We start from the raw sequence: 17,985 nt of genomic DNA, 5'->3' as shown, positions 1-17,985 counted from the left end.
AGGAATCGACTATGACTGCTTTGACCTTTACGCTGAAGTCGCCGCTGCAGCAGCGGCTCGACGTCTCTCCGCTCGTTCCGGACCTTCTGTTGGGCAAGTCGCAAAAGGAAGTCGCCGCGCTGACCCTGCAATACGGCAATCGCCGGATCGCCGCGGGGGAACTGTTCGCTGTCGAAGGAGACGATGCGGAGTCGGTCCGTATTTCCGGCTCGCCGAAACTCGACTTCGCCGGCAGGGGGATGACGCGGGGTTCCCTCATCATAGAAGGCGATGCCGGGGCTTATCTCGGCATGCACATGAAAGGAGGGCGTCTGTGCGTTTCAGGTTCGGCCGGCCTGTACGCGGCGTGCGAGCTCAAGGGCGGCATCGTCGAGATATCCGGAAACGCCGGCGACCTGCTCGGGGGCGCTCTTCCCGGCAACAAGAAGGGTATGTCGGAAGGTGTCGTGATCGTCCGTGGCGATGCCGGAGATCGTGTCGGCGACCACATGCGACGCGGCTCGATCCTGATCGAAGGCAATGCCGGGACGTATCTCGGGGCCCGGATGATGGCCGGCACGATCGCCGTACAGGGGCGCATCGGCGCCTGTGCCGGCTATGCCATGAAGCGCGGAACCCTGTTGCTATACGGTTCCCCGGCGGCCATCGGCGCCACCTTCAACGACTGCGGCCTGCATACCCTGGGTTTCCTGCCTTTGCTCCTCAAGGGTTACCAGGGTTTGAACACCTGCTTCTCCGACCCTCAGGCACGCCGGGCGCGCGTGCGGCGTTTGGCCGGAGACCTGTCGGTCCAGGGCAAGGGCGAAATCCTCCTGGTCGCTTGACCCTCGCGGTCCTGTCCGGCCGCGCCGGACTTCCAGGCGCCCTGTCGCAAGCCGCCAGGAGGCCCTGGCTCCCGCCAGTCCGGATGGCGGCGGGGCGTTTCGTCCCACGCCGCCCGTTACCTTTTCCCATCCATGGGCGCAGATTCATGAAGTTAGCTCACGGCGGCGAACCTGCGTCAAAATGCCGCAGATTTTTCTTGACAGCCTCGGGGCGGGTGATAGACTGCGACGCACCAAAAGGGCCGGGCAGCCTGAGGGCTGCGGTTCTGAGGGGTGGCAAGGATGCATGAACCAAGCAGGGAAGTGAGAGAAGATTCACCGGGCAATGCGCCGGTGTTTACATCGATATAACAGTTGGAGGTAAAAATGGCAGCAACAACCATTGGTGGTGCAGCCGCGGCCGAAGCGCCGATGCTGGACAAGAAGTGGCTCACATTCGCGTTGGCGATCTACACCGTGTTCTACATGTGGGTGCGCTGGTACGAAGGCGTCTACGGCTGGTCCGCCGGCCTGGACTCGTTCGCGCCGGAGTTCGAAACCTACTGGATGAACTTCCTGTACACCGAGATCGTCCTGGAAATCGTGACGGCTTCGATCCTGTGGGGTTACCTCTGGAAGACCCGCGACCGCAACCTGGCCGCGCTGACCCCGCGTGAAGAACTGCGCCGCAACTTCACCCACCTGACCTGGCTGGTGGCCTACGCCTGGGCCCTCTACTGGGGCGCTTCCTACTTCACCGAGCAGGACGGCACCTGGCATCAGACGATCGTGCGCGACACCGACTTCACCCCGTCGCACATCATCGAGTTCTATCTGAGCTACCCGATCTACATCATCACCGGCTTTGCGGCGTTCATCTATGCCAAGACGCGTCTGCCGTTCTTCGCGAAGGGCATTTCGCTGCCGTACCTGGTGCTGGTGGTGGGTCCGTTCATGATTCTGCCGAACGTGGGTCTGAACGAATGGGGCCACACCTTCTGGTTCATGGAAGAGCTGTTCGTGGCGCCGCTGCACTACGGCTTCGTGATCTTCGGCTGGCTGGCGCTGGCCGTCATGGGCACGCTGACCCAGACCTTCTACAGCTTCGCTCAGGGCGGACTGGGACAGTCCCTCTGTGAAGCCGTGGACGAAGGCTTGATCGCGAAATAAGGAACTGTCAGGCCGGCGGGCCGGTTTTTTGGGGTTCTGGCGACAGGCTCCGTGCCGGTCCGGCGGCCGGAAAGGACTCGCGGCGATGGGTGTCCGGGGTTTTCCCGGGCACCGTCGAAAATAAGAAACGACAAATTTGGAGGTAACTTTAATGAGTGCTGCGCAATCTGCGGTTCGTTCGCACGCCGAAGCGGTCCAGTTGTCCCGGACCATCGACTGGATGGCGTTGTTCGTGGTGTTCTTCGTGATCGTGGGCTCGTACCACATTCACGCCATGCTCACCATGGGCGACTGGGACTTCTGGTCGGACTGGAAAGACCGTCGACTGTGGGTCACCGTGACCCCGATCGTGCTGATCACCTTCCCGGCGGCCGTCCAATCCTACCTGTGGGAACGGTATCGTCTGCCCTGGGGCGCCACCGTCTGCGTACTCGGCCTGCTGCTGGGTGAGTGGATCAACCGCTACTTCAACTTCTGGGGCTGGACCTACTTCCCGATCAACTTCGTCTTCCCCGCCTCGCTGGTACCGGGCGCCATCATCCTGGACACCGTCCTGATGCTGTCGGGCAGCTACCTGTTCACCGCCATCGTCGGCGCCATGGGCTGGGGTCTGATCTTCTACCCGGGCAACTGGCCGATCATCGCGCCGCTGCACGTCCCGGTGGAATACAACGGCATGCTGATGTCGATCGCCGACATCCAGGGCTACAACTACGTCCGCACGGGCACCCCGGAATACATCCGCATGGTAGAGAAGGGCACCCTGCGTACCTTCGGTAAGGACGTCGCCCCGGTATCGGCATTCTTCTCCGCGTTCATGTCGATCCTGATCTACTTCATGTGGCACTTCATCGGTCGCTGGTTCTCCAACGAACGGTTCCTGCAGAGCACCTGATCCTGACAGATCGGGCCGACGCAAGACCCATGTGAAAGACCGCCGTCCGGCTTGGCGACAGGCCGGCGAGTGACCCAACAGCAAGAACTCGAAAGAGGAGAGATCATGAAAACAATAAAGGACCGGATTGCAAAATGGTCTGCAATCGGACTGCTGTCCGCCGTGGCAGCGACCAGTTTCTACGCCCCGAACGCCGCCGCCCACGGTGAGAAATCGCAGGCCGCGTTCATGCGTATGCGTACCATCCACTGGTACGACCTGAGCTGGTCGAAAGAGAAAGTCAAAGTCAACGAAACCGTGGAAATCAAAGGCAAGTTCCACGTGTTCGAAGGCTGGCCGGAGACGGTCGACGAACCGGATGTCGCGTTCCTCAACGTCGGCATGCCGGGCCCCGTGTTCGTCCGCAAGGAATCGTACATCGGGGGTCAGCTGGTGCCGCGTTCGGTACGTCTGGAAATCGGCAAGACCTACGACTTCCGGGTCGTCCTCAAAGCCCGGCGTCCGGGTGACTGGCACGTACACACCATGATGAACGTCCAGGGCGGTGGACCGATCATCGGCCCCGGCAAGTGGATCACCGTGGAAGGCTCCATGAGCGAATTCCGGAACCCCGTCACCACCCTGACCGGGCAGACGGTGGACCTGGAGAACTACAACGAAGGCAACACCTACTTCTGGCACGCCTTCTGGTACGCCATCGGCCTCGCCTGGATCGGCTACTGGTCGCGTCGTCCGATCTTCATCCCCCGTCTGCTGATGGTGGATGCGGGCCGTGGGGACGAACTGGTGTCCACCACCGACCGCAAGGTGGCGATGGGCTTCCTGGCCGCCACCATCCTGATCGTGGTCATGGCCATGTCCAGCGCCAACAGCAAGTACCCGATCACCATCCCGCTGCAGGCCGGTACCATGCGTGGCATGAAGCCGATCGACCTGCCGGCGCCGACGGTGGCGGTGAAAGTGGAAGACGCCACCTACCGGGTACCGGGCCGCGCCATGCGGATGAAGCTGACCGTGACCAACCACGGCAACAGCCCGATCCGGCTGGGTGAGTTCTACACCGCCTCGGTGCGTTTCCTGGATTCCAACGTCTACAAGGACACCACCGGCTATCCGGAAGACCTGCTGGCCGAAGACGGTCTGAGCGTCAGCGACAACAGCCCGCTGGCCCCGGGTGAGACCCGCACGGTCGACGTGACGGCGTCCGACGCGGCGTGGGAAGTGTATCGTCTGTCCGACATCATCTACGATCCGGACAGCCGTTTCGCCGGTCTGCTGTTCTTCTTCGACGCTGAAGGCAACCGTCAGATCGTGCAGATCGACGCACCGCTGATCCCGTCGTTCATGTAATCGTCCAAGGGGAGTCCTTCGGGACTCCCCTTCCGGCGGTGAAAGCAAAAACCCCCGGCCGGTGACGGTCGGGGGTTTTTGTTTGTCCAGGGGTTTTGGGCGTCAGGCTCAAAGCAAAGGCCCCGGATCACCGAGGCCTCGTGCCGCCGGGGGCTGCGGGGCCGCTGTCAGGCCTCGGCGCTTCGGGAAGCCTTCTTGCGCTCGTGTTCCTGCAAGAGTTTCTTGCGGATACGAATGGTCTGGGGGGTCACTTCCACGAGTTCATCGTCATCAATGAATTCTATCGCCTGCTCAAGACTGAACTTGATCGCGGGCGTCAGCAGGATGTTCTCGTCACTGCCGGCCGCCCGGATGTTGGTGAGCTGTTTGGCTTTCGTGGGGTTGACCACCAGATCGTTTCCCCGAGTATGCACGCCGACCACCATGCCTTCGTACACTTCGTCGCCATGCTCCACGAATAGACGTCCCCGTTCCTGGAGATTGAACAACGAGAATGCCAACGCCTTGCCCGCCGTGTTGGAAATCAGCGCCCCATTCGTTCTCTGTCCGATCGCTCCTTTCTTGATCGGTCCGTAGTGATCGAACACGTGATACAGCAGGCCGGTTCCGGATGTGGTGGTGAGGAACTCCGTCTGAAATCCGATGAGTCCGCGGGATGGGATGACGTACTCGAGACGCACACGTCCTTGACCATCCGGCACCATGTTCTGGAGGTCGCCCTTGCGCTCGCCGAGTTTTTCCATGACGGCGCCCTGATGTGCCTCCTCGAGTTCGATCGTCACGAATTCATAGGGCTCGCAAGGTTCTCCGTCGATTTCGCGGATGATGACCTCGGGTCTGGAAACGGCCAGCTCGTAACCTTCCCGCCGCATGTTTTCGATCAGAATGGAAAGATGCAGCTCGCCTCGGCCGGAAACCGCAAATTTATCGGGGTCTGCCGTGTCCTCCACCCGCAGCGCGACATTGTGGATCAGCTCCCGATTCAACCGGTCGCGAATCTGCCTTGACGTCAGAAACTTGCCTTCCCTTCCTGCGAAAGGCGAATTGTTTACCTGAAAAGGTCATGCTTACCGTGGGCTCGTCCACGGTGAGCGGGGGAAGCTGTTCGGCAAATCCAACCGCACAGAGCGTATCCGAAATCTCGAGCCCTTCGATACCGGTGAAAGCGATGATGTCGCCGGCGCTTGCCTCGTCTCTTTCTATGCGCTCCAGGCCATGGAACGCCAGGACCTGAAGAATGCGGGCGGCGCTTTGCCTGCCATCGCGTTTGATCAGCGTGACGGGGGTATTCCTTTTGACGGTGCCTCGGGTGATTCTTCCGATGCCGATGACCCCTACGTAGGAATTGTAATCGAGGCTGCTGACCTGCATCTGAAACGGGCCGTCGATATCCACGTCGGGCGGTGAGACGTGATTCACGATGGCTTCGAACAGCGGTTCCAGCGTCCCTCCGGTGATATCCGGGCTCAGCCCGGCATAGCCGTTCAACGCCGAGCAGTAGATGACCGGAAAGTCGAGCTGGGCTTCGGTGGCGCCGAGGCGGTCGAACAGGTCGAAGGTCTGGTCCAGCACCCAGTCGGGGCGGGCGCCGGGCCGGTCGATCTTGTTGATCACGACGATGGGATGCAATCCCATGGCGAAGGCCTTTTGAGTGACGAAGCGGGTTTGCGGCATGGGGCCGTCCACGGCGTCGACCAGAAGCAAAACCGAATCGACCATGGAAAGGACCCGCTCGACTTCACCGCCGAAGTCGGCATGGCCAGGAGTATCCACGATGTTGATACGGTAATCCCGCCACTTGATCGCGGTATTTTTCGCTAGGATGGTGATGCCTCGCTCTTTCTCGAGGTCGTTGGAGTCCATGACGCGCTCACCCACCCGCTCGTGAGCGGCGAAAGTGCCGCTTTGCTGGAGCAGTTTGTCTACCAGGGTGGTTTTGCCGTGGTCGACATGGGCGATGATCGCTATGTTACGTAACTTGTCTACCATGATTCTCAAAGGGGTCGTGTGGGAAAAAAGAAAGCACCCCGCTTCACGGTGAAGCGGGGTGCTTTTTGGAAAATTAGACCGCGATTCAGCTCAGCGGTTTCATGGGGGCCTACGGGCCGCCTTTAGCTTTGTTCCCAGGGGAGGCCGCGATAACGCCATCCTCCTCTCGAGCTGCGATGGCGGCTGTCATCCAGAGGGCCTTCGAAACCTTCGCATATATTGTACAGTTTCGAATAGCCGGCGGATGCTAGCTGCTCCGCGGCTTCCTGGGAGCGCTGGCCGCTTCTGCACAGGAGCAGGATCGGAGTCGTGCCGTCGGGGGCGAGCTGCTTGACCCCATCGAGGAAATCCGGATTGATTCGCCAGGTCGGCGCAAATTTCCACGGAACGTTGCATGCCCCCGGCGGGTGTCCGATCATGGCGAACTCGATGGGGTCGCGCACGTCGAGAAGAACGTGATCGGGATGGTCCAGTATTAACTGCCAGGCGGCAGCGGGGTCGATTTGCTCGATCATGAATCGGGTCTCTGGGCTATAAGAAAAGCTTCGTCACGTTGGCCGGCATCCGGTTTGCCCGTCAGCGCTTCATCCCGGTAATAACGGATCAGCAGCCCGTCAAAGAGCCGGATGAGTTCGTTGTCGCGCAGCAGAAAGCGGGGGTTGCCGGGGCCGGAACCGCTGGTCTTGGTTTCCACGAAAGTCTGATAGAACAACAAACCGCCAGGTTCGAGCGCGTCCGCGATGTCCCGCGCCAGCGTCCGCTCCAGGAATCTGGCGACGACGATCACGTCATAACGTTCGGCGGCCCAATGGCGTTCCATGACATCTGCGACGCGGGCGTTGATGGACAGCCCTTCCACGCACGCGGTATCGGTCAACGCCTCGATTCCCGCCTCCGAAATGTCGATGGCGTCCACCTCGAACCCGCGGCGGGCCAGAAAGACGGCATTGCCGCCGAGCCCGCAGGCGAGGTCCAGAGCTTTGCCGCCGGCCGGAAGGAGATGCTCATTCTCGGACAGTACCGTTGCAGCTCCAGGGAAGGGAGCCTTCCAGCCCCGATAGATCCGGTCCCATTTTTGCCGGGGCGTTTCAACGTCCATCGTCAGCTCCTCGAGGCATCCCCCTGGAACATCTGCTCGATGATCGGGATCACCTTCTTGTCGAGCAGGAACATGATGACATGATCCCCGTCCTCTATGACGGTGTCGTGATGGACTTGTATCACCTCTTGATCCCTGACCAGGGCACCCATGACCACGCCCGGCGGAATCGGAATGCGGTCTATCGGTATGCCGATCACCTTCGATTTTCCCGGAGTTCCGTGCGCGACGGCTTCGAGCGCTTCGGCGGCACCATGCCGCAGCGAATGGACCTGGACCACGTCGCCTTTGCGGATATGACGAAGGAGGGCGCCTATGGTGGATTGCTGCGGCGAAATGACCAGATCGATCTGGTTGGGATCGACGATGTCCGCGTAAGCGGCTTTGTTGACCAGGCTGATGACGCGCCGTGCACCCAGCCGCTTGGCCAGCATCGCGGAGAGGATGTTGGCTTCGTCGTCGTTGGTGATGGCGCAGAAGATGTCGGTGTTTTCGATGTTCTCACTCAGCAGCAGCTCCTTGTCGGAAGCGTCTCCCAGCAACACCACGGTATTGGTCAGGTCTCCCGCGATCTTCTTGGCGCGGTCGGCGTTCTTCTCGATGACCTTGACCTGATAACGGTGTTCCAACGCTTGCGCCACCCGCTTGCCGATATGTCCGCCCCCGGCGAACATGAGCCGCTTGTAGGGTTTGTCGAGCTCGCGCAGTTCACTCATCACGTCGCTGATCTCCTCGGACGAGGCCATGAAGAACACTTCGTCGCCGTGTTCTATCGTCTGCCGTCCATTCGGGATGATGGGGCGAGCATTGCGGAAAATGGCGGCGATCCGGGCATGGACGTTCGGCATGTGCTGATGAAGCTCGCGAATTTCCCGGCCGACCAAGGGTCCTCCCGTCAGCGCCCGGACCGATACCAGCCGGACCCGTCCTTCGGCGAAATCCAGAACCTGGGAGGCGCCTGGATATTGCAGCAACCGTTCGATCATCTGGGTGACGATCTGTTCGGGGCTGATGACCACGTCTATGGGCACGCCCTCCTTCGAGAATATCTCCGGATAGCTCAGATATTCGATGGCGCGCACCCGCGCGATCTTCTTGGGAATATTAAACAAGGTGTGCGAGATCTGGCAGGCCAGCATGTTGGTTTCATCGTCGCTGGTCACCGCGATGAGCATGTCGGTGTCGTCGGCGCCCGCGCGCTTCAGCACCGTGGGATGCGCCGCATTGCCCTGGACGGTGCCGATGTCGAAGCGGTCGTGCAGCTCCCGCAGGACACTGGTCTGTTTGTCCACGACTACGATGTCGTTGTCCTCGCTGCAAAGGCTGGCCAGTACGCTCGAGCCGACCTGGCCGGCACCCAGGATGATGATCTTCATGTGAAACTGTTGGATTTGCCTGCTTAGCGCTTGTCTTTGAACTTGATGCCCAACGCGTTGAGCTTCCGGTATAGATGCGTACGTTCCAGGCCGATGGCCTGGGACAGCCGGGCGACGCTGCCGCCGTACTTGTCCAGATGGTATTCGAGATAAGTCTTCTCGAAGCGTTCGCGGGCTTCCTTCAGCGGTAGCTCGAAAAAGTCGGACTTGCCTTCCGCTTTCAGCGTGTCGGTCGTGCCGCCGAGTATGGATTTGACCTCATCCAGCGAGACGTCTTCGCCGCTGCCCAGAATCAAGAGCCGCTGGACCAGGTTTTTCAGCTCCCGGATGTTGCCGTTCCAGACGTAGTGACGCAAAAAGTTCTGTACCGAGACCGGAAAACGCCGGAACGGGAGCTTTTCCCGGCTGACGAAATAGTCCACGTAAAACCGGAGCAATTCAGGCACGTCCTCGCTGTGCTCCCGAAGCGGCGGAATTTTGAGCGTCACGGCGTTCAGCAAATAAAACAGCTCCCGGCGGAAAAGTCCGGCGCGGACTGCGTCGTCCAGGGGCACATGCGTCGATGCGACCAGACGGAAATCCGTGTGGATGGGTTCGGTGCCGCCGACGCGGTAAAACGCACCGGTCTCCAGCGCTCCCAGGAGGCGCACCTGGGTTTCCGGCTCGAGATCGGAGACGTCCTCGAGAAAAAGCGTGCCTCCACGGGCCTGTTCCAGCAGCCCCCTCCGGATCTTGCCGTTGTTTTCGCTGCCGAAGAATTCGATGGCGGACGCCGCGGGCGAAATGGTGCCGGCGGCGACCTCCAGGAAAGGCCCGGAGCGGCGTGAGCTGTGGGTATGCAGGTAACGTGCGGCGGTCTCCTTGCCGCTGCCGGCCTCTCCGACCAGCAGGACACGTGCGTCATGCTGCGCGAGGCGTTTGATCTGCTCCCGCAGCAGCTCCATCGAAGCGCTCTTGCCGACCAGTTCCACCGGCGCCGTTTCGGCCGCGCGTCTCACCCCCGCGGTTTCGCGTGTCAGCCGGACCGACTCCAGCGCCCGCTCCACGGTGATCAGGAGTTTCGCCATCGAGATGGGCTTTTCCAGTACGTCGTGGGCGCCCAGGCGGGTGGCTTCTATGGCGGTTTCCACCGTGGCGTGGCCGGACATCATGATGACGGGGCAGTCTATCGCTCCGCTTTCCAGCCATTCCCGGAGCAGCGAAATGCCGTCCTCGTCCGGCATCCAGATATCCAGCAGGACCAGGTCCGGCCGATGTTCCCGGACGGCCTGGCGGGCGGCGGCCCCGTTTTCGGCGCCTACCACCGTGTAGCCTTCGTCGGTGAGGATGTCCTGCACCAGTCCGCGGATGTCGGGCTCGTCATCGACGACCAATATGCAGCCTTGATTCATGATCTCGCTCCAGAGCTCCCGCCATTCGCTTCGGCTCGCATGTCTGTTTCTGGGATCGGGAACCGGATGATGAAGCCGGCGCCCTGCTGGTGCCCGTTTTCCACGCGGATGGTCCCGCCGTGTTCCTCGATGATTTTCTTGACGATCGCAAGTCCCAGGCCGGTGCCCTTGGTCTTGGTGGTGACGTAGGGTTCGAAAATCCGATCCACCTGGTCCTTCGGAATGCCGGGCCCGTTGTCCCGGACCGTCAGTTGCACGAAGGTCTCTCCCTGGTCGACCGTCTTGCTAAGAACAAAGCACATATTACCTTGTGTGGACGGTGCCAGGGCTTCCTGGGAATTCTTGATGAGATTGTGCAGGACCTGTCGCAGCTGCAGCGGGTCGGCGGAAATCCTGGGCAGGTTCGGTTCTTCGTCGATTTCGAACGCGATGCCGGATTGCGGCGGGTACAACGCCACCACCTCTTCCACGATTTCGGCCAGCGCAACCCGCCGGAGCTGGATGGTCGAAGATCTCGCGTATTCGGCGAAGGCATTGACCATGGCTTTCAGGGCCTCGACCTGATGCACGATGGTGCGGGTCGAACGGTCCAGGACTTCCGCGTCGCGGGCATCGAGCCGGCTGGCAAGCTTGTGATGCAGGCGTTCGGCGGAGAGCTGGATCGGCGTGAGCGGATTCTTGATCTCGTGGGCAAGGCGCCGGGCGACCTCGCTCCACGCCGCTTGGCGCTGGGCAAAGATGAGTGCCGTGATGTCGTCGAATACCACCACGGCGCCGAGTTTTTCGCCGCTGCCATTGAACAGCGGGGTGCCATGGCAGTACAGTTCACGCCGGCCCATGGGGCCGAGGAAGGATATCTCGTCCTGCCAGGTGCCGGCGCCCTTTTCCAGCCAGCGTTCGATACGGTCCAGCGGCTCGGCGAGATAGGGATGTTCGGCTTTGAGCTGGCTGACGGGGAGGCCCAGGTAGTAGTGGGCGGGAACGTGCAGAATGTCGTCCACGGCACGGTTCGCGGTGAGGAGCCGCGAGGCGTTGTCGAAGCTGAGCACGCCGGACGAGAGATTGGACAGCACGGTTTCGAGGTAGGTGCGCTGGCGCTCGACTTCGAGCCGCGACAGCCGGGCCTCTTCGCTGGCCTGGGCGAGTTTTTCGGTCATCGTGTTGAACGACTCGACCAGGAAGCCGAGTTCGTCTTTCGCCCGCACCGCGAGGCGCTGGCCGTAGCGGCCCTCGGCGACCGCGCGCGTGCCCTGGGCCAGCCGCCGCACCGGCGCGACGATTCGGCGGATGCTCACGAACGCTACCCAGATGGCTGCCAGGAGGCTGAGCAGCAGCACCAGCGACAGTGTGAGAATGAATGTGTGCTTGAGGGAACTGCGGAGGAAGCCGAGTTCCTTGTAGTGCACATAGGCCGATTCGACGGTGCTGGCAAGCTGGGATATCCGCAGCGGTACGGGGAACACGGCTTGCAGGAAAAGGGGGTCGTCGGAGGGGATGGCCACGACGGCACGGATCTGCAGATTGCCGTCCTGGTTGGGTTCCAGGCGGATATAGGACTTGCCTTGCTTCACCCGGAGCAGAACCCCGGCATCCGGCAGATCGGGGAGGATGAAGCCGAGCTGAGAGCCGCCGGCCGCGATGATCCGCCCTTGCCTGGAAAACACCGTGAATTCGCCTTCCCCCACCTCGTCCCGGAGTTCGGTCAGGCGCAATGGATATTCCATGATCGGGACAAGCTGCAACTTGGCTGCCGCCTGTTCGGTCTGGTGCAGCATGGTGCGCATCCGCTCGTCGAGTGCTGCCTGCCCCAACTCCAGCGCATCCTCCATGGCCTGGTCGATGCGGACGTCGAACCAACTGTCGATGCTTTGTTTGAGGAACTGCATGGAGTAGTAGAACACGATGGATGCCGGCGCCAGGCTGAGCAGGACGAAGAGAAACGCCATGCGGGCCGTCAGATGGGAGCCGGCCGCCCGCTTGGCGAGCTGCCGGAGGAGTCCGTACACATTGACGACGACCAGCGTCAGCAGCAGGATCGAACCGACCGAGTTGATGAGGACCAGCAGCGAGTACATGCTGCCGAGCTGCGGCGAACTCTGCGTGGCGGAGCTCATCAGGTGCAGCGAGGCGACAATGGCCGTGAACAGCGCGATCACGACCAGGCTGAGCGGCAGGCGGATTCTCAGTTTGCGAATGACCATCGGAACCAGGGGCTGTTCAGATGCCACTGGGGGGAGAGATAGGCCGTGGGGCGCAACGGCAGGGGGAGCGATTCGATGTCCAGCGTCACCGAGAGGGAGGCGCGATATTCGCCGTCGACCAGCGTTCTAGGGGCTTCGACCGGCAGGTTTCTTATCCTGCCCAGTTCCTCCAGGAGAGTGCGCAGACTGGCGAAGTTCTCGGTCACGCCGGATTCCGCCACCGTCAGTTGATAGGCGCGAGCCAGAGGGTGAAAACGTATGGTCCGCCGATGGTTTTCGGAGATCATGGTCTCATCCCACCACCAAGGCCTGACCCGCTTCACCCGAAGACGCATGACCAGGGTCAAGGGGACGCCGTTGTGCATGGCTTCGATGGCGGTGTCGCTGAAATGGTAGTCGATGTCGGCATCGAGTCCCCAGGAGCGGTCCTCGTGCCGGAACAGCTCGGCGCGGCGCACGGTGAACCCCGCTTCGGCGTTCCAGCCCGCGATGGGGGCGAGGAGGCAGAAGAGGGCCAGCCAGCCGGCAAACCTGTTCATCCCGTCTTGCGCAAACGGGCATAGAAGAAGCCGTCCATGCCGGACTCCCCCGTGAGAATCTGGCGTCCATGGCGCAAGGGGATGCCCCAGTCCGCGGTCAGCGGCAGTTCGGCCGCATCGCCGCGGGTCTCCAGAAAGCGGCGTATCTGCAGTTCGTTCTCGGCACGGATGACCGAACAGGTGGCGTAGACGAGGATGCCGCCCGGTTTGAGCAGGGGCCAGGCGGCGTCGAGGATGGCTGCCTGCAGCTCATTCAGTGTGTCGAGATCGCGCGCCTGCCGTAGCAGCTTGATGTCGGGGTGGCGCCGGATGACCCCGGTCGCCGAACAGGGCGCATCGAGCAGGATACGGTCGAAGGGCCGGCCGTCCCACCATGCTTCCGGCGCGCGGGCGTCGCCGGTGACCACGGTGGCGGACAGTCTTTCCCGCTCCAGGTTTTCGCGGATACGCGCGCACCGTTCGGCATCGATGTCCACCGCGACGGCTTCGACGCTTCCCCGGCAGAGTTCGAGCATGTGCAGCGTCTTTCCGCCGGGGGCGGCGCACAGGTCCAGAATCCTTTCGCCCGGTTCGGCGCCCACCAGCGGCGCCGCCAGCTGGGCGGCTTCGTCCTGGACCGACACCCGCCCGTCGGTGAAACCCGGCAATGCTTCGATCGGGACCGGCGATTCGAGGGTCAGCCCCCAGGGCGAATGGAGGCAGGGGCGGGCGGCGATGCCGGCTTCGGCCAGCCGCGCGAGGTAGCCTGCGCGGTCCTCCATGAGGGGGTTGACGCGGATCGTCATCGGCGGCGGCAGGTTGTTCTGCTGCACGAGAGTTTCCCACCGCTCGGGCCAGTCGGCGGCGAGCCGGTCGCGCAACCAGGCGGGATGGGCGTCCCGGCTCGCGGGGTCCTGCAGGGCCCGGTTTTCCAGTTCCTCCTTGCGCCGCAGATAGTTCCTCAGAATGGCGTTGAGCAAGGGTTTCGCCCAGCTTTTCCGGCCGGCCGCCTCGACCGTTTCCGAAACCGCGGCATGAGGTTTGACGTTCATACTGCGCAACTGGTGGAGGCCGATCAGAGCGAGCAGCCGGACTTCCGGGTCGCGGATCGGCTTGGTCGCGAGTTTGCCGAGCAGGAAGTCCAGCGGCTCGAAGGCGCGAAGTACGCCGTAGCACAGCGATTGCACGAATGCCCGGTCCCGGGCGTCCGGCAATGAGGGAAGGCGTCTTCCCAGCGCCCAGGTCAGCGAATGGCGGTCGACGACGACATCATGAAGCGCCGCGGCAGCCAGCGTGCGGGTTTTAGTCGTCATGTCCCCAGCCGTTTTCCGTCCATCGCATGAGCGTTGAGGAAATCCGCGGCGCTCATCCGCCGCTTCCCTGGGGCCTGGATTTCAAGGATTCGCAAAGTGCCCCGCCCGCAGGCCACGTCGAGGTTTTTCGCGGACGCGGCGACGGTGCCGGGCTGGGCGTCCGGCGGGGTATCCAGAGCTTGCGCCGACCAGATCCGCAGTGCCGTTCCAGCCAGCGTCGTTTCCGCCACCGGCCAGGGATTGAACGCGCGCACCCGGCGGCAGATATGGGGCGCATCCTGCCGCCAGTCGATGCGGGCCTCGGATTTTTCGATCTTCTCGGCGTAGGTGACCAGGCTCTCGTCCTGGACTTCACCGGGCAGGCTGCCGGCCGCCAGGCCGGGCAGCAGCTCGATCAGCAGTTCGGCCCCGAGGCCGGCGAGGCGGTCATGCAAGGCGGCGGCGGTATCGTCGCCGCCGATCGGACAGCTCCGCTTACCGAGCATCGGGCCGGCGTCCAGGCGCGGCTCGATGCGCATGAGGGTGACGCCGGTTTCCCGATCGCCGGCGAGGATGGCCCGCTGGATCGGGGCCGCGCCGCGCCAGCGGGGGAGCAGGGATGCGTGGATGTTGACGCAGCCGAGCCGCGGAACGGCCAGGATGGGCGTCGGCAGGATCAGGCCGTAGGCCACCACGACCATCAGGTCCGGCGCCAGGTCGCGCAGCCGTTCGAGTTCCTCCGGCCCTTTCAGGGATTCCGGCTGGAACACGGGGAGGTCGTGGTCGGCCGCGAGTTGCTTGACCGGGCTGGCCGCGATTTTGCGGCCGCGGCCGGCCGGCCGGTCGGGCTGAGTGTAGACGGCGCACGGTGGGTTGCCCGATGCGATCAGGGCGCGCAAGGCAGGGACGGCGAACTCTGGGGTGCCGGCGAATACGATTCTCATGAAGCCGTTGCTGCGGTTGGGCGGATGCGGCGGCTCTGCCGCAGTCGGGTGATCAGCGTTTTCCGCTCCGGCTTCGGGCGGTCAAACGGCCGCCGCGGCACGTGGCGCCTTGTTGATTTCCTTCAGGCGCCGCTCCTTCTGGAGTTTCTTGCGGGCCATCTGGCGTTTCAGGGCGGAAAGGTGGTCGAGGAAGAGCTTGCCCTGCAGGTGGTCCATCTCGTGCTGGATGCAGACGGCCAACAGCCCCTCCGCCGACATCTCGAAGAATTCGCCGTTGCGGTCCTGGGCGCGGATGCTGACCGACTCCGCCCGGCACACTTTTTCGAAAATCCCGGGCACCGACAGGCAGCCTTCCTCCATCTCCCCGTTCCCGTTCTTTTCGAGCAGCTCCGGGTTGATCAGGCAAAGCGGCGCGTTTTTTTCCTCGGAAACGTCGATGACGAGGATGCGCTTGTGCACGTTGACCTGGGTGGCCGCCAGGCCGACACCGGGCGCCGCGTACATGGTCTCGAACATGTCGTCGACGGTCCGGCGCAGGGCGTCGTCGAACACTTCGACGGGCGCGGCTTTCTTGCGCAAACGTTCGTCAGGAAATTCGAGAATGGATAGAATGGTCACGGTGGCCTCTTCCGCCGGGCGCGCGGGAAACAATAGCTGCTCAAGCATGGAGAATTCTAACGAATTCCGCCGGGAGAATGAATCTAAAGCCTGATGCAGCGGGAAACGCATCGTCTGTGAACGGTAAGACAAGCAAACTTCACTCCAGTTTCCTCGCGATGCCACGAGAATGCCCATGAGCGCCAAGTTCGCAACCGGCTTGGCGCTGCTCTTCGCCTGTGCGCGGATCTTGGCGGCCGAGGTCGCCCTCAATCCGGACCCTCCGGAGCGCTACCTGGTGCAGGCGAACGATACCCTCTGGGACGTCGCCTCCCGTTTTCTGCGGAATCCGGCACAGTGGTCGCAGGTGTGGTACCGGAACCCGGCGTTGGGTAACCCCGGCCAGATCTACCCGGGCGACGTGCTCGTGCTGCGCCGGGGGGGCGGCGGGCCCAGGATCGAGCTCGAGACCGCCCCGGCCGTCCCGTTGAGCCCCGTCATCCGGGTGACGCCGCTGGTGCGGGAGATCCCGGTCATTCCGGCGGACGCCATCCGGGCATTCCTGACCCGGCCCAGAGTCCTGGACAGCGCCGACGCCGACACCCTCCCTTACATCGTCGGGTTTCCGGACGAACACATCTCCGGCGGCGCCGGTTACGGCATCTATGCGCGAGGGGTCAAAGCGGCCAAGGGCGGCGTTCTGGCGGTCGTGCGTCCCGGCCCCGCCTATCGCGACGGGGTGACCGAAGAGGTGCTCGGCCATGAAGCCTTGTATATCGGGGACGCCCAGGTCCGCAGCGCCGGCGAGCCGTCGGAGCTTCTCCTGGTCCGGGCCGAGCGGGAGGCCGTGATCGGTGACCGCCTGCTGGCCGTCGAACCGCAAGAGCTTACGACTTCGTACACGCTTCACGCTCCGGAGAAGCCGGTCTCCGGCAGGATCATCGGTGTGCTCGACGGCGTGACCCAGATCGGGCAATACCAGGTGATCGTCCTGGACCGGGGCGGCAGGGACGGCCTGGAGGTCGGGCACGTGCTCGACATCTACCGTGAAGCCGACACGATCAAAGACTACGTCGCCGGCGGTTTCGGCAACGTCGTCGAGACGCCGCCGGACTGGTCGGGTTCGCTGGTGGTCTTCCGGCCCTTCGATCGCGTCAGTTATGCGCTTGTAATGAAGGCCGTCAGGGCGATGCACATCGGTGACACCGTCAGGTCTCCGTGATGTCCGGCCGATGACGGACGCCGCTTTGCGCTATTGGCTGGCCCTGGCGCGGCTACCCGGTGTCGGGCCGCGCCGCGCGGCGTCGCTGCTGGACCGGTTCGGCTCGGCCAGCGCGGTGTTCGCACAGCCGCGGGAGGCCTACGAGGGGCTGCGCTTGAGCGGGGATGCGCTGCACCGCCTGATGCGCCCCCGATGGGAGGACGTCGAGGCGGATCTCGCCTGGCTGTCGCAGCCGGGACATGGTTGCCTCACGCTGCACGACCACGAATATCCTTCCTTGTTGCGCGAGATCGTCGATCCGCCGGTGGTGCTTTTCACGAGCGGGGATGCGGCCGTGCTGCGGAGCAAGCAGATCGCCATCGTCGGCAGCCGCAACCCCACGGCGACGGGGGAGCGGACGGCAAGACGGTTTGCCGCGGCCTTGTCTCGAGCCGGGTTGACGGTCACCAGCGGCCTGGCTTCGGGGATAGACGCCGCCGGACATGAGGGGGCACTGGAGGCCGGAGGCCCGACCGTCGCCGTGTTCGGATGCGGGCCGGACCGCATCTATCCGCCCCGGCACCAGACCCTGGCCGACGCCATCGCCGCCAGCGGCGGGGTGCTGGTGTCCGAGTTTCCGCCCGGCACTCCGCCGAGCCGGGAGGGGTTCCCGCGCCGCAACCGCATCATCAGCGGCCTCAGCCTCGGCGTCCTGGTGGTCGAGGCGGCGCTGAAATCGGGTTCGCTCATCACCGCGCGCCAGGCGATGGAACAGGGGCGCGAGGTCTTCGCCATTCCCGGTTCGATCCTCGATCCCCTGGCTCGGGGCTGCAATGCCCTGATCCGCGAGGGCGCCAAACTGGTGGAATCGGTGCCGGACATCCTCGAGGAGCTCGGCGCGTTGGCGGGTTTCGTGGATCGCCAGGGAGTTTCTCCCGCCGTCCCGCCGGCGGACGCGGAGGCCGCGCGGATTCTGGCGCATATTGCCTATGCGCCGACGTCCGTGGATACTCTAGTCGCGGCAACAGGTTATACAGCGAACCTCATCGCCTCGAAACTCGTCCTGCTCGAGATGGAGGGCCATGTGGCGGCTGCGCCGGGCGGCGGATACTGCCGTGTAAAGTAGGGAGCGTCCCGACGTTCCCCCACTCGAGAGGGC

Annotated in this window: 15 protein-coding genes and 1 pseudogene; 6 read left to right on the top strand and 10 right to left on the bottom strand. The window is 63.2% G+C overall.

The genetic code is table 11. The features are described 5' to 3' along the window. The first annotated feature begins 11 nt into the window (after window positions 1–11). From ABZN20_RS11905 to amoB, 4 genes are all read left to right on the top strand, one after another. Window positions 12–824: a formylmethanofuran dehydrogenase subunit C gene (locus ABZN20_RS11905; protein WP_367025393.1), complete on the top strand. Its 813-nt coding sequence runs from the start codon at window positions 12–14 to the stop codon at window positions 822–824. Between the two features lie 366 nt (window positions 825–1,190). Beyond that, entirely contained in the window at window positions 1,191–1,973 is a 783-nt protein-coding gene (amoC, locus tag ABZN20_RS11900) for a bacterial ammonia monooxygenase, subunit AmoC (RefSeq protein WP_218806403.1), read from the top strand. A 151-nt stretch (window positions 1,974–2,124) separates the two neighbouring features. Then, on the top strand, window positions 2,125–2,868 hold the full coding sequence (amoA, locus tag ABZN20_RS11895) for a bacterial ammonia monooxygenase, subunit AmoA (protein ID WP_218806404.1): 744 nt from the start codon (window positions 2,125–2,127) through the stop codon (window positions 2,866–2,868). Between the two features lie 105 nt (window positions 2,869–2,973). Next, entirely contained in the window at window positions 2,974–4,218 is a 1,245-nt protein-coding gene (gene amoB / locus ABZN20_RS11890) for a bacterial ammonia monooxygenase, subunit AmoB (RefSeq protein ID WP_218806405.1), read from the top strand. A gap of 167 nt (window positions 4,219–4,385) precedes the next feature. Here amoB and typA read toward each other — a convergent pair. The 10 genes and pseudogenes from typA to def all read right to left on the bottom strand — a co-directional run bounded on the left by typA (window position 4,386) and on the right by def (window position 15,646). Further along, window positions 4,386–6,207: pseudogene (gene typA / locus ABZN20_RS11885) on the bottom strand (translational GTPase TypA). 122 nt (window positions 6,208–6,329) lie between these two features. Then, a complete protein-coding gene (locus ABZN20_RS11880) occupies window positions 6,330–6,722 on the bottom strand; it encodes a rhodanese-like domain-containing protein (protein WP_367025392.1) in 393 nt (130 codons plus the stop codon). Next, complete coding sequence (locus tag ABZN20_RS11875) at window positions 6,719–7,306, bottom strand: class I SAM-dependent methyltransferase (protein WP_367025391.1); 588 nt, start codon at window positions 7,304–7,306, stop codon at window positions 6,719–6,721. The genes ABZN20_RS11880 and ABZN20_RS11875 overlap by 4 nt, the downstream gene beginning before the upstream one ends. Before the next feature lie 2 nt (window positions 7,307–7,308). After that, window positions 7,309–8,682, bottom strand: coding sequence for a Trk system potassium transporter TrkA (gene trkA, locus ABZN20_RS11870; RefSeq protein ID WP_367025390.1), 1,374 nt, complete (start codon window positions 8,680–8,682; stop codon window positions 7,309–7,311). Between the two features lie 23 nt (window positions 8,683–8,705). Then, window positions 8,706–10,073 carry a sigma-54-dependent transcriptional regulator gene (locus ABZN20_RS11865; RefSeq protein WP_218808521.1) on the bottom strand — a complete coding sequence of 456 codons (1,368 nt, stop codon included), beginning with the start codon at window positions 10,071–10,073 and terminating at the stop codon, window positions 8,706–8,708. Then, the gene (locus ABZN20_RS11860) at window positions 10,070–12,274 is read right to left on the bottom strand and encodes a sensor histidine kinase (RefSeq protein WP_367025389.1); all 2,205 of its coding nucleotides are present in this window, start codon (window positions 12,272–12,274) and stop codon (window positions 10,070–10,072) included. The genes ABZN20_RS11865 and ABZN20_RS11860 overlap by 4 nt, the downstream gene beginning before the upstream one ends. After that, complete coding sequence (locus ABZN20_RS11855; RefSeq protein WP_218808523.1) at window positions 12,256–12,813, bottom strand: DUF4390 domain-containing protein; 558 nt, start codon at window positions 12,811–12,813, stop codon at window positions 12,256–12,258. The genes ABZN20_RS11860 and ABZN20_RS11855 overlap by 19 nt, the downstream gene beginning before the upstream one ends. Beyond that, complete coding sequence (rsmB, locus tag ABZN20_RS11850; RefSeq protein WP_218808524.1) at window positions 12,810–14,105, bottom strand: 16S rRNA (cytosine(967)-C(5))-methyltransferase RsmB; 1,296 nt, start codon at window positions 14,103–14,105, stop codon at window positions 12,810–12,812. Before rsmB ends, ABZN20_RS11855 begins: the two co-directional genes overlap by 4 nt. After that, window positions 14,102–15,028, bottom strand: coding sequence for a methionyl-tRNA formyltransferase (fmt, locus tag ABZN20_RS11845; RefSeq protein ID WP_367025388.1), 927 nt, complete (start codon window positions 15,026–15,028; stop codon window positions 14,102–14,104). The genes rsmB and fmt overlap by 4 nt, the downstream gene beginning before the upstream one ends. Before the next feature lie 81 nt (window positions 15,029–15,109). Next, complete coding sequence (gene def / locus ABZN20_RS11840; RefSeq protein WP_218809005.1) at window positions 15,110–15,646, bottom strand: peptide deformylase; 537 nt, start codon at window positions 15,644–15,646, stop codon at window positions 15,110–15,112. 175 nt (window positions 15,647–15,821) lie between these two features. On the opposite strand from def, the gene ABZN20_RS11835 reads away from it, so the two are divergent. Beyond that, a complete protein-coding gene (locus ABZN20_RS11835) occupies window positions 15,822–16,847 on the top strand; it encodes a LysM peptidoglycan-binding domain-containing protein (RefSeq protein WP_367025387.1) in 1,026 nt (341 codons plus the stop codon). 10 nt (window positions 16,848–16,857) lie between these two features. Then, window positions 16,858–17,952 carry a DNA-processing protein DprA gene (gene dprA / locus ABZN20_RS11830; protein WP_367025386.1) on the top strand — a complete coding sequence of 365 codons (1,095 nt, stop codon included), beginning with the start codon at window positions 16,858–16,860 and terminating at the stop codon, window positions 17,950–17,952. Window positions 17,953–17,985 lie beyond the last annotated feature (33 nt).

The organism is Methylococcus sp. ANG, from assembly GCF_040730495.1.
Lineage (GTDB): Bacteria > Pseudomonadota > Gammaproteobacteria > Methylococcales > Methylococcaceae > Methylococcus.
The sequence above is the reverse complement of the archived record's forward strand: the minus strand, read 5'-3'. Positions and strand labels throughout refer to the sequence as shown.